11 protein-coding genes and 1 pseudogene are annotated in these 11,936 nt (G+C 71.6%); 7 read left to right on the top strand and 5 right to left on the bottom strand.

Going from position 1 to position 11,936, the window contains the following annotated elements:
• Nucleotides 1-42 precede the first annotated feature (42 nt).
• Nucleotides 43-804 carry a siderophore-interacting protein gene (locus VGK78_RS14215; RefSeq protein ID WP_331528322.1) on the top strand — a complete coding sequence of 254 codons (762 nt, stop codon included), beginning with the start codon at nucleotides 43-45 and terminating at the stop codon, nucleotides 802-804.
• Entirely contained in the window at nucleotides 797-1,717 is a 921-nt protein-coding gene (gene era / locus VGK78_RS14210) for a GTPase Era (protein WP_331528321.1), read from the top strand. Before VGK78_RS14215 ends, era begins: the two co-directional genes overlap by 8 nt.
• Here era and VGK78_RS14205 read toward each other — a convergent pair.
• Nucleotides 1,714-2,538 carry a septum formation family protein gene (locus VGK78_RS14205; RefSeq protein ID WP_331528320.1) on the bottom strand — a complete coding sequence of 275 codons (825 nt, stop codon included), beginning with the start codon at nucleotides 2,536-2,538 and terminating at the stop codon, nucleotides 1,714-1,716. The two genes, era and VGK78_RS14205, sit on opposite strands and share 4 nt — an antisense overlap.
• Nucleotides 2,535-3,326 carry a septum formation family protein gene (locus VGK78_RS14200; RefSeq protein ID WP_331528319.1) on the bottom strand — a complete coding sequence of 264 codons (792 nt, stop codon included), beginning with the start codon at nucleotides 3,324-3,326 and terminating at the stop codon, nucleotides 2,535-2,537. Before VGK78_RS14200 ends, VGK78_RS14205 begins: the two co-directional genes overlap by 4 nt.
• 86 nt (nucleotides 3,327-3,412) lie before the next feature.
• On the opposite strand from VGK78_RS14200, the gene VGK78_RS14195 reads away from it, so the two are divergent.
• On the top strand, nucleotides 3,413-4,846 hold the full coding sequence (locus VGK78_RS14195) for a chlorohydrolase family protein (protein ID WP_331528318.1): 1,434 nt from the start codon (nucleotides 3,413-3,415) through the stop codon (nucleotides 4,844-4,846).
• 1 nt (nucleotide 4,847) lies between these two features.
• Nucleotides 4,848-5,414 carry a GNAT family N-acetyltransferase gene (locus VGK78_RS14190; RefSeq protein ID WP_331528317.1) on the top strand — a complete coding sequence of 189 codons (567 nt, stop codon included), beginning with the start codon at nucleotides 4,848-4,850 and terminating at the stop codon, nucleotides 5,412-5,414.
• Between the two features lie 9 nt (nucleotides 5,415-5,423).
• Here the strand turns inward: VGK78_RS14190 and VGK78_RS14185 are convergent, their stop codons facing one another.
• The gene (locus VGK78_RS14185; RefSeq protein ID WP_331528316.1) at nucleotides 5,424-6,413 is read right to left on the bottom strand and encodes a GlxA family transcriptional regulator; all 990 of its coding nucleotides are present in this window, start codon (nucleotides 6,411-6,413) and stop codon (nucleotides 5,424-5,426) included.
• 70 nt (nucleotides 6,414-6,483) lie between these two features.
• On the opposite strand from VGK78_RS14185, the gene VGK78_RS14180 reads away from it, so the two are divergent.
• Nucleotides 6,484-7,776, top strand: coding sequence for an MFS transporter (locus VGK78_RS14180; RefSeq protein WP_331528315.1), 1,293 nt, complete (start codon nucleotides 6,484-6,486; stop codon nucleotides 7,774-7,776).
• On the opposite strand, the gene VGK78_RS14175 is transcribed toward VGK78_RS14180, so the two are convergent.
• Nucleotides 7,757-8,728, bottom strand: a complete 972-nt coding sequence (locus VGK78_RS14175) for a GNAT family N-acetyltransferase (protein WP_331528314.1) — start codon at nucleotides 8,726-8,728, stop codon at nucleotides 7,757-7,759. The genes VGK78_RS14180 and VGK78_RS14175 overlap by 20 nt on opposite strands.
• A complete protein-coding gene (locus VGK78_RS14170) occupies nucleotides 8,725-9,483 on the bottom strand; it encodes an SAM-dependent methyltransferase (protein WP_331528313.1) in 759 nt (252 codons plus the stop codon). The genes VGK78_RS14175 and VGK78_RS14170 overlap by 4 nt, the downstream gene beginning before the upstream one ends.
• A gap of 891 nt (nucleotides 9,484-10,374) precedes the next feature.
• On the opposite strand from VGK78_RS14170, the gene VGK78_RS14165 reads away from it, so the two are divergent.
• Both VGK78_RS14165 and VGK78_RS14160 read left to right on the top strand, forming a co-directional pair.
• Nucleotides 10,375-11,310, top strand: a complete 936-nt coding sequence (locus VGK78_RS14165) for an HNH endonuclease signature motif containing protein (RefSeq protein WP_331528312.1) — start codon at nucleotides 10,375-10,377, stop codon at nucleotides 11,308-11,310.
• Nucleotides 11,311-11,541: 231 nt separating this feature from the next.
• Nucleotides 11,542-11,936: pseudogene (locus VGK78_RS14160) on the top strand (2-isopropylmalate synthase); the annotation flags it as partial.

The raw sequence follows: 11,936 nt of genomic DNA, 5'->3' as shown, positions 1-11,936 counted from the left end.
CGATGCTAGCCGGGCCGGTCGGCGGCACTAGCCTGGGTCACGATGACAGCCAGGGGCCAGCGGTACGACGCAGTCGTGACCGGACGTGAGCAGCTCTCGCCGCGCCTCGTCCGGCTGACCCTGTCCGTGCCGGGCTTCGCGTCGACCGGGATCCTCGACGAATGGGTCGGGCTGGTCGTCCCGGGACAGTTCCAGGTGCGCTACTACACGGTCCGCTCGGTCGACGGCGATCGGCTGGTGATCGACGTCGTCATCCACGAGGTCGGCCTGGTCACCGAGTGGGTCAGCAGCGACTGTGTCGGCGACACCGCGGTGGTGACCGCGGCCCAGGGCTCGTTCGCGCCACCGGCCGACGCGGCGTGGCTGCTGCTCGTCGGCGACCTGACAGCGATGCCGGCGATGGCGCGCATCTGCGAGACGTCGGGCCTTCCGACCCGGGTGTGGGCCGAGGTGCCCGACGACCTCTCGGGCTACCTCCCCGAGGGCACCGACGTCACCTGGCTGGAACCACCCGCCGAGGCGCAGTCGCGGCTCGCCGAGATCGTGGAGGGCATCGACTGGCCCGAGGGTGACGGCTACTTCTGGATGGCCGGTGAGTCCGCGCAGATGCGGGCGATCCGCAAGCACCTGATGCGCGAGCGGCGGCTGCCGAACGCGGCGTACGACGTGATGGGCTACTGGCGCGCGGTCACCTCGCGCCAGCCGCGGGCAGTGGATCCCGGCCCGATCTGGCGGGCCGGCAAGGCGGCCGGGAAGACCGACGAGCAGATCTGGGCGGACTACGACGAGGCGCGCAGTGGCTGAGGGCTACCGGAGCGGCTTCGCGTCGTTCGTCGGCCGGCCGAACGCCGGGAAGTCGACGCTCACCAATGCGCTGGTCGGCCGGAAGATCGTGATCACCTCCGACAAGCCGCAGACCACGCGCACGGTCGTGCGCGGCATCGTGCACCGCGCCGACGCCCAGCTGATCCTCGTCGACACACCGGGGCTCCACCGACCGAGGACGCTGCTCGGCGAGCGGCTCAACGACCTGGTGCGCACGACGTGGGCCGAGGTCGACGTGGTCGCCGTGTGCTTCCCGGCGAACGAGAAGGTCGGACCCGGTGACCGGTTCCTCGTCACGGAGCTGGCGAAGGTGCGACGTACGCCGAAGGTTGCGGTCGCGACCAAGACCGACCTGGCCTCGCCGGGTCGGATCGGCGAGCACCTGCAGGACATCGCGGCACTGGGCGCCGAGACCGGGACCGAGTGGCAGGAGATCGTGCCGGTCTCGGCGGTCTCCGGCGACCAGGTCGACCTGCTCGCCGACCTCCTGGTCGGACTGATGCCGGAGGGTCCGCCGCTCTATCCCGACGGCGATCTGACCGACGCCCCGGAGGAGGTCCTGGCCGCCGAGCTGATCCGCGAGGCGGCGCTCGACGGCGTCCGCGACGAGCTGCCGCACTCGATCGCGGTGGTCGTGGAGGAGATGGGGCTGCGCGAGGGCCGACCGACCGACAAGCCGCTGCTGGACATCAGCGCGAACCTCTACGTCGAGCGGTCGTCGCAGAAGGGGATCGTGATCGGCCACCAGGGAGCGCGGCTGCGCAAGGTCGGCACGGAGGCCCGCCACCAGATCGAGGCGCTGCTGGGCACGCCGGTCTTCCTCGACCTGCACGTGAAGATCGCCAAGGACTGGCAGCGCGACCCGAAGCAGCTGCGCAAGCTCGGCTTCTAGCTCGGCGCCCAGCAGACGCCGTACGTCTGCCCGGCCCGCCACTGCTTCAGCGTCGGCCAGGCGTAGGACCACCGGTAGTTGAGCGGGTCGCCGGAGGCGGCGCGACCGGCGTCCTGGCAGGGTTGCTGGCCCGCGGAGCGCACGGCGTTCTCGCCCGGGTACCTGCCGGGGCGGAAGACGACCGTCCGCAGCGCCTTCCAGCTGTGCGGGGCGGCGCAGATGCGCTGCTCGAAGCCCTGGGATCCCGGCTCGGCGGTGCCGCAGAGGGCATAGTGCTGACGGGTCGCGGGACGCCCGAGGGCTCCCTGGAGCGAGCCGCGGAGGAGTGCGAGGTTCTGGTCACCCCGCAGGGCGATGGCGACGCACTCGAACCAGTGCGCCCCGCGCGCGGCCTGGCGGACGGTCGGTGTGAACCACACGGCGCGGAGCATGCTCAGCCGGCGGTCGTCCGGGGTGCCGCCGACGTACGACGTGAACCGTCGCGGGCACACGGTGGACTCGAGCCGGTGCACCGCCTTCCCGTCGACGGCCAGCTTCTTCGGGTAGCTGCCGACGAAGAACGTGACGGCCGTGTGGATGCCGGAGCACGGTGCCGGCTTCTTGTCACTGGTCGGCGCCAGCACCTCGGCGTACCCGAGGCGGTAGCAGGTGTGGGTGTGCGGCGGCGGAGGGGGCTCGGGTGGGATGGTCTCGGTCGGCGTGGGGGTGGGGGAGTGCACCACCGGAGTCTTCGCCGCGTCGGGCGCGGAGCTGTCGGTGCCGGAGCAGGCCGGGAGCAAACCGAGCACCAGGACCGAGCCGAGTGCGAGCGCCCTCCTCACTTGTCGGTCCTCGCCCAGCACACCGAACGCCGGTTGCCGGCGTCCCACTCCACCTCGTGGAACCACGAGTACCCGAAGTCGTAGTCGACCGGGTAGTCGAGCCAGGCACCCACGGACTTGGAGCAGAAGTCGCGCGTGCGCGCCTTGACGACCTCGTCGCCCGGGTACGGGTCGCCCGCCGCTCCGAGCACGATCGTGGTGACGGCGCGCCAGTTGTGCTTCTGCGAGCAGGGGATCTTCACCGCACTGCTGACGGTGGTCCCTTGGGCGCACACCATCCAGTCGTCGTCGGGTCGGCCGAGCAGCAGCCCCTTGGTCCGGCTGGGCAGGTCCACGAGCGTGCGGCTCTGCTGGCCACCGCCGACGACGTCGCAGCGGTACCACCGGGCGCCCTGGTCCCACGCCGCCTGGCTCGGCCGGAACCACGCCCAGCTCAGGATGGAGCGCATCGCCAGGCTCGCGTCGGCACCGGTGAAGTGGATGAACTTCGCCGAGCAGGTCTTGTAGGCGAACGCCGCCACCTTGCCGTCGTCGTACGACGCGTGCACGAACTCGCCGGGCAACGGCCCGACGGCGTACGTCTGCGCGGTGTGGGGCTGGTCGCAGGACACCGGCTCGGTGGAGTTGCTCGGCTGGGACACGTCGTCGGGGCTGAGCAGCCGGCACGCGCCGAGGTCGGGGACCTCCTCGTCGACGGGCGACGGGGTGCCACCGGCACGGCCGAGGCAGCCGCTGAGCGAGATCGCGAGCAGGACGAGGGGGACGACGACACGCCAGGCGTGCGGCATCGCAAGGAACCCCCACCGGCTCGGGATCAGAACTCCGCGAGCCTACCGAAGCGAGAACACGCGCTGAGCCTGGGATCATCGGCCGCGTGACGACGACTCTGTACCGGGCGGGCTGGATCGTGGCGTTCCAGGAGGGCGAGCATCGGGTCCTCCGGGACGGGTGCGTGGTCGTGGAGGACGACCGCGTCACGCACGTGGGGCCGACGTACGACGGGCCGGTCGACCGCTACGTCGACACTCCCGACCGGATCATCACCCCGGGCTTCATCAACACCCACGCCCACCTCGACGAGTCGCCGATCGACAAGTCCGTGCAGGAGGACGTGGGCAACCGGCAGTTCTGGCTGACCGGCCTGATCGAGATCCTGCCCACCGAGATGGCCGGGCTCGACGAGGAGGGCGCCCGCGCCTGCCTCGACTACTCGATGATCGAGCTGGCGCGCACCGGCACGACGACCGTGCTGCAGATGGGCGGGATCGAGGAGTACGCCGCGTACGCGATCGAGGCGAGCGGGCTGCGGGGGTACGTCGCGCCCATGTACCGGTCGGGCCGCTGGTTCACACCGGATGGCAGGCGGGTGGACTACGCGTGGGACGCCGACGACGGGCGGCCGGGCTTCGAGGCGGCGACGGCGTACGTCGAGCGGTTGCGCGGGCGCGGGGACGGGCGGGTCCAGGGCTTCCTGGCGCCCGCTCAGGTCGACACCTGCAGCGAGGCGCTGTTGCGCGACTCGCGGGCCGCCGCCGACGACCTCGGCGTGCCGATCTCGCTGCACGCGTCCCAAGGGGTCTGGGAGTTCCAGGAGATGACGCGGCGGCACGGCCGCACCCCGGTCGAGTGGCTCTCCGACATCGGCTTCCTCGGGCCGCGCACGGTGCTCGGCCACGCGATCTTCATCAGCGGCAACTCCTGGGTGAACTTCGCCGGCGACGACCTCGGGCTTCTCGCGGCGTCGGGGACGTCGGTGTCCTACAACGCCTGGTGCTTCATCCGGCGCGGCCTGGTGATGGAGTCGTTCCCGGAGTACGTCGAGGCCGGGGTGAACATGTGCCTGGGCACCGACACCGCTCCGCAGTCGATGATCGAGTCGCTGCGCTGGACCGCGATCGCCGGCAAGGTCGCCGCCCGGCGTACCGACGTCTCGACCGCGCGGCAGGTCTTCGACGCGGCGACCGTGAACGCCGCCGACATGCTGGGCCGGCCCGACCTCGGGCGCATCGCACCGGGCGCCAAGGCGGACCTGCTCTTCTGGCGGGCCGACGGGTTCACGATGACCCCGATGCGCGACCCGATCCGCAACCTCGTCTACTACGCGCAGGCCTCCGACCTCTCCGACGTGCTGGTCGACGGGCGGACCGTGGTCGAGGACGGTCAGGTGCTCGGCGCGGACGTCGAGACCGCGACGCGACGCGTTCAGGAGGCGGGGAAGCGGATCTGGTCGCGCTGGCCCGACGGCGACTGGGCGGGTCGCACGCTGGACGAGGTCTCGCCGCAGACCTACGCGGCGTACGAGGACTGACGTGCTCGAGGTCCGCACCGCCACGGCGGCCGACCGCCGCGACGTCGTCCGCGTGATGCAGGCGGCCTTCGATGACGACCCGGTCATGCGCTGGCTGGTGCCCGAGACGCGCTCGCTGGGCCCGCTCTTCGCGGTCCATGCACGGTGGGTGCACGAGGCACCCGGCTCGACCGACATCGCCCTGCTCGACGGCGAGCCCGTGGGCGCGGCGTTCTGGGATCCGCCCGGCTACCGACCTCCGGCTCGCCGGCAGGTCGCCTCGATCCTCTTCTATGCGCGGGCGTTGCGACGCAACCTCGGCCGCGGGGTCACGCTGGAGAACCTGATGCACCAGGCACGCCCGGACGAGGAGTTCTGGTACCTCGCCGGGATCGGCGCGGTCCGGCGCGGCGAGGGGATCGGCACGGCGCTGCTCCGGCACCGGCTCGACCTGGTGACCGGGCCGGCGTACCTCGAGAGCAGCAAGCGGGCCAACATCCCGCTCTACGAGCGGTTCGGGTTCGAGCTGCGCACCTCGCTGCGAGTGCCCGACGGGCCGGAGCTCTGGCCGATGTGGCGCGAGGTCTGATCTCCTGTGTCAGGCCGCGCCGACCGGGGCGCGGAAGGTCCGGCGGTACGCCGCCGGCGTGACGCCGACATGTGTGCGCAGGTGCGTGCGCAGGGACGCGGCGGTGCCCATCCCCGCCCGTTCGGCGACCTCGTCGACGCCGAGGTCGGTCGCCTCGAGCAGGTGCTGCGCATGACGGACCCGCTGCTGGATCAGCCAGGCACCCGGGGACTGGCCGGTCTCCTCACGGAACCGGCGGGCGAACGTCCGCAGGCTCATCCCGGCCCGTCTCGCCAGCGTCGGCACGTCCGCCTCCAGGTGCTCCAGTGCCCAGGTGCGGGCAACTGCGGTCGACTCGTCGGGACGGGCCGGGACGAACCGCTCGATGTACTGCGCCTGGCCTCCGTCGCGCCACGGCGGTACGACGCAGTAGCGGGCCACCCGGTTGGCGACCTCGGCGCCGTGGTCGTGCCGGATCAGGTGCAGCGAGAGGTCGACCCCGGCGCTCAGACCCGCGCTGGTGAGGACGTCGCCGTCATCGGTGAACAGCACGTCCGGGTCGAGGAGCACGTCGGGGTAGAGCGCGGCCAGGTGGCCGGCGTGCTTCCAGTGCGTCGTGGCGGGTCGGCCGTCGAGCAGGCCGGCCGCGGCGAGCACGAAGGCGCCGGTGCAGATCGAGACCAGGCGGGTGCCACGGCGTACCGAGGCGAGCGCGGCGGCGACCTCGGCCGGGAGCGTGCCGTCCTCGCGAGGGCCGTGGACCTGGGTGCCGGGGACGATCACCGTGTCGGCGCGGGCCAGCGCGGAGGCGTCGCCGTGGGGCACGATCGAGTAGCCCGACGACGTGCGCAACGGGGCGCCGTCCAGGCTCGCCATCGTGACGTCGTAGAGGTGGTGGCCGGCGTCGTCGACGGCCTCACCGAGGAGCTGGACCGGGATCACCGCGTCGTAGCCGATCGCGGGCTCGAGCAGGAGGACGACGACGCGGTGGGGACGCGGCTGCCTCGGAGAACGGGTCATGGCAGGATTCTTGCACAAAGTGGCAATTCTGCCACTGGTGGACCGCCATCCGGATCGCGACGATGGGCGCATGAGACAGCCTTCCGAGCTCCACTGGGCCTGGGTGGTCGCGCCGATCACCTTCGTGACGCTCGTCGCCTCGGCAGCGTTCCGGAGCGTGCCCGGCGTCCTGATGGATCCGTTGCACATGGAGTTCGGCTGGTCGCACGCGACGATCGGCTTCGCCGTCTCGGTGAACATGGTGCTGTTCGGCCTGATCTCGCCGTTCGCGGCGGCGCTGATGGACCGCTTCGGCATCCGGGTGGTCGTCACCTGCGCGCTGGTGGCGATCAGCGTCGGCAGCGGCCTGACCGTGTTCATGACCGCCTCCTGGCAGCTGGTGCTGTGCTGGGGCGTCCTGGTCGGCGCCGGCTCGGGGTCGATGTCGATGGCGTTCGTGGCGACCGTCGTGAACCGCTGGTTCGTCGCCCGGCGCGGTCTGGTCAGCGGGATCCTGACCGCAGGCAGCGCCACCGGGCAGCTGGTGTTCCTCCCGGTCGTCGCCTGGATCACCACCCATCACGGCTGGCGCACCGCGGCCCTCACCACGGCTGCCGCGGCCCTGGTCGTCGTGCCGCTGGTCGCCGTACTCATGCGCAACCACCCGGCGGACCTCGGCCTCCGGGCGTACGGCGCCACACCCGAGGACCCAGGTCCCGCCCCGCACGAGTCGGCCGGATCGTCGGCAGGACGCGCGCTGCGCGTGCTCGGTGACGCCGCGCGTACGCCGGTGTTCTGGGTGCTGGCGGGCGGGTTCGCCATCTGCGGAGCGACTACGAACGGCCTGATCGCCACCCACTTCATCCCGGCCGCGATGGACCACGGGATGCCACCCACCACGGCGGCGAGCCTGCTGGCGCTGGTCGGTTTGTTCGACGTGGGCGGCACGATCGCGTCCGGATGGTTCACCGACCGGGTCGACCCGCGCTACCTGTTGCTCACCTACTACACGCTGCGTGGCGTCGGCCTGGCGGTGCTGCCGTCCCTGCTCGCGCCCCACACCACGCCCGGGACGTGGGTGTTCGTGGTCTTCTACGGCCTGGACTGGGTGGCCACCGTGCCGCCGACCGTGATGCTGTGCCGCGAGCGGTTCGGCCCGGGGGTCGGGGCGATCGTGTTCGGCTGGGTCTTCGCCGCTCACCAGCTCGGTGCCTCGGCGATGGCCTCCGGCGCGGGCGTCATCCGCGACCGCACCGGCAGCTACGACCCGGCGTTCTACCTCGCTGCGGGCCTCTGCGTGATCGCAGCCGTGCTGTCGCTGAGCATCCGCCGATCGCGGAAGGCGGCACCCGCGCCGGTCCCCGTCACGGCCGGGACTTGGTGAACCGCACCGTCTCGGCGACCAGCCGACAGCCGAGGGCCTCGTTGATCGCGATCATCGGTGCGTTGCCGGGCATGTTCCAGGTGTCGACCGACTCGACGTCCCGGCGCTCCGTGCGCAGCCAGTCGAGCATCGCCAGCTTCATTCGGAGGCCCAGCCGCCGGCCACGATGTGCCGCGAGCACCGACGTGTCCTCCTGGGCCGCGATCTCGGGTCGGAGGTCGTGGACGCAGAGCATCGTGATGCCGGCCGCTTCCCCGGTGGCGCGGTGTCTCGCGACGATCGTGTACGGCGTCTGACGGCGACGGGCGAGCGACTCCTCGTACCGTCGGATCCGCTCGGGCGGGTAGGCCTCGTACTCACCCTCGTCCGGCGCGTCGTTGATCGCCTCCCGCAGCGGCACCAGGTCGGCCCGCAGCTGGTCCGGCGCCGGCCCGGCGAAGAGCTCCAGATCGTAGTCGCGGCTCGCCTCCTCGGCCGCGGCCACGAGCTCGGCCGGCTGCGGCGCGCGCAGGGAGAGCCGGCGTACCTCGTGGGAAGAGCCGCGGGTGTAGCCGAGCCGCGGCAGCGCGTCGACGCCGGCCGTCCCGACCCAGGTGGGCGCCCGGAGCCTCGGCCGGTCGGTGGCGGCCTCGGCGGCCTCCATCAGGAGACGCCCCGTGCCGCGCCGGCGGTGGTCGGGATGGACGGCGCCTAGGATCTTGGCGCCGTCGAGGTTCTCGAACAGGTTGAGCGTGAGGGCGGCGTATCCGACCAGCTCCTCGCCCTCATGGGCCAGCCACAGGCCCGCGTCCGGGCCTTCGCCGTCGCGGTCACGGCAGTCGAGCAGGAAGGTCTCGGCGGTGTGGTGTCGAAGGGGTACTCCGTCGAGCGCGGCGTTGTCGACGGCCGCCAGCTGCTGCGCCGTCGCGAGGTCGAGGTCGGCGACGTCGATCCGCTCGATCGTCGCGGTCACACGGCCACCAGCTGGAGGTACGCCAACCCGAGAATTCCGCGGTAGCCGTCGAAGTACGACGTGTGCTGCCGCGCCGTGAGCGCGCGCACCTCGTCGGCGTCCGGGTGGTCGGGCTCGTGCTCGGCCAGCCAGCGCGCGTGACCGGCAGTGAACCCCGACTCGAAGGCGTCCCACTCGTCGAGGTCCGCCTCCTGAGCCGCCACGACAGCGAGCCCGTTCGCCTCGGCCATCTGCACGAGGTTCCCCATCGCCACGAACTCGTCGTCGCGGCCGGCGAGCGGGGCCGTCGCGGCCGGCGTCGGGGGCGCGGACCAGATGCCCTCGCCGTACACCAGGCGGCCGCCGCGAGGGAGGAGACCGCGCAGCGCCGTGAGGGCCGCGATGTAGTCCATCGGCCGGTCGTCGTCCTGCGTCGTGGCCCAGATCTGGGAGGCGCCGATGCAGGTGACGGCTCCGAACGTGCCGGTGACCTCGCACGCGTCGCGCGCCTCGAACGTCGCGCGCTCCGACAGTCCACGGGCCGCGGCACGCTCCCGGGCGTAGGCGAGTGACTGCTCGTCCAGGTCGAGCCCGAGGCCGCGCGCTCCCGGTGCGGCCTCGAGCACCCGGAGAAGCAGCTCAGCCCAGCCGCAGCCGACGTCGAGCACGGTCGAGGGTTCGTCCTCGGCGAGGAACCTCACCAGCCGGGCTGCTCGGGTCTCCGAGAGCGGGGCGAGGAAGGTCAGGTCGCGGTGGAACGGGGTGAAGGTCGGCATCGCCGTCAGTCTGGCCGCCCGCCGCGGGCGACGCGAGTCGATTGCGGTCGCCCTTCGGCGGTCCTCGGTCGGCTGGCCTCGACCTTCCGGTGGTGGTGCGACGTGGTTGCCACCCGTGGTTGAGGGAGGCGCCCCGGCCGGCTTCGGTGGTTGAGGAAGTCGTCCTGGCGCCTGTCTCGAAACCACCGCTGAGGTCCTGGGGCTTGACGTCGAGATCGTGCGGTGGGTGGTGGGTTGCGGTCTTTTGGCTTCAGAGAGGGGCCGGTTTCTCCCGGCCGCCGTTGCCGGCTTCCGGTTTGCACGGGGCTCCCGGTCCGGCACGTTTGGGCTACTACCGAAAGCGGGAAGAAACCCGGCCGAGAAAAATTCTCAAACTTTTCAGAAATGTCGGTCGATAACCCTGTGGACAAGCGGGGTGAGTGTCGGTGGTGCCTGATGTGCTTGTCGGTATGTCGATCTCGGAACTCTCCCCCCGCCAGCCCGGTGCCACCGGTCCGGCTGCGGTGCTGGCCGAGGTCCTCACCGCGGTCCGCGGGCTCGATGCGATCTGGTGGACCAGCCAGTCCCACGACGACCTGGTCGCCACCGTGGAGCTGGCCGCCCAGCTGCGGGCGGCGACCGCGGCGGTCGAAGCCGGGGCGGTGGCGGAGGCCGACACCCGCGACCTCGCGAGGCAGAGGCCGCATCACGTCTCGACCCGGGCCTGGGTGACCCACCTCGGTGGGCTGCGCCAGGGCGAGGGCCGTCGGGTCGTGGCCCGCGCCCACGCCCTGACCGGACCCCTGGCCGCGACCCGGGAAGCCCTGGTCGCGGGGCGGGTGTCGCCGGAGCAGGCCGACGTGATCGTGCGATCCATCGAGACTCTGCCGGTCGGGGAGGCGGTCCGGGCGCGTGGCGAAGAGGCGTTGTTGGGGCAGGTGGGGTCTGGATGCCTGCGACCTGGCTCGGGTGGGTCGGCATCTGGTGCACGTGGTCGACCCCGACGGCGAGGACCTCAGGCTCGGGCGACAGCTGGCCCGGGAGGAACGCGCCGCCCACCTGGGCCGGTACCTGTCGATCGCTGCCGATGGTGCCGGCGGGGTCCGGGTCACGGGCCGCGGCTGCGCCGAGGACGGCGCCCTGCTCAAAGCCGCGTTGTTGCCACTGACGGCACCGGCTCCCGCGGTCGACGACCACGACGGGACCCTGGTGCACGACCCGCGCGACCATGGCACCCGACTCTGGGACGCCCTGGTCCGGACTGCTCAGCACGCCCTGGACACCGACCTCCCACCGGCCTCGCACGGCGCCCCGGCCCGGCTGATGGTCACCATCGGCCACGACGACCTCCAGGCGGGACTGGCTACGGGTCTCGCGGACACCGCGGTGGCCGGCCTCGTCGGAATCGGGATCGGGGTCGGCGTGTCCGGGGTGAGCGGGGACGGCACCGAGCTGTCGGGCTCGACCATCCGGCGGTTGGCCTGTGACGCCGAGATCATCCCCGCCGTCCTCGGCAGCCGCGGCGAACCCCTGGACGTCGGCCGAGCCCGGCGGCTGGTCACCGTCGCGATCTGGGCCGCCCCGGTGATCCGGGACCGGCACTGTGCATTCCCCGACTGTGACCGGCCGCCGCTGATGTGTCACGCCCACCACATCCGGCACTGGATCCTCGGCGGCGAGACCAACCTGGAAAACCTGGTCTTGTTGTGTGGTCACCATCACCGGGTCATCCACGACTCACCCTGGCAGGTCCGCCTCAACCCGCAGGATCACAAACCCGAATTCAAACCACCACCCAAACCCGGTGTCGAAAGCACCTGGATCCGATATCGACCGAGACGAGAATGAGCCCGGAGGTCATTCGCGACGCTCGAACCAACACCCACGCCCGGCCATGGCCCAGGTCTCCGTCTGTTGGACGCGCCCTGACATGCCGCACCCGGCGCTGTTACGGTGAACCCGTCATGACGCGCAGCCTCCTCCTTCGCTGCCGCAGCGAGGTCTAGCCAGGCCGGACCTCCTCGCTGCGGAGTGATCGCGTGCGCGCCGGCCACCCGCCTTACTCGCGAGCGAGACCGGATGATGACTCTGCAGCATTCTGGATTTCCCAACACCCAGCAGCCCAGCCCGATGCCGTTCGGGCGCTACCGCGCGTTCGAGCCGATCGACCTCCCCGACCGCACCTGGCCGACCCGGCAGATCACCGAGGCGCCGCGTTGGCTGTCGACGGACCTCCGTGACGGCAACCAGGCACTGATCGACCCGATGAGCCCGGCCCGCAAGCTGCGGATGTTCGACCTGCTCGTGCAGATGGGATACAAGGAGATCGAGGTCGGGTTCCCGAGCGCCAGCGAGACCGACTTCGCGTTCGTCCGTCAGCTGATCGAGCAGGACCGGGTGCCGGAGGACGTGACCATCTCGGTGCTCACCCAGGCCCGCGAGGACCTGATCGAGCGCACCGTCCACTCCTTGGT

Source organism: Nocardioides sp. (assembly GCF_036503465.1).
GTDB lineage: Bacteria > Actinomycetota > Actinomycetes > Propionibacteriales > Nocardioidaceae > Nocardioides.
This window is presented reverse-complemented; position numbering and strand designations above follow the sequence as displayed.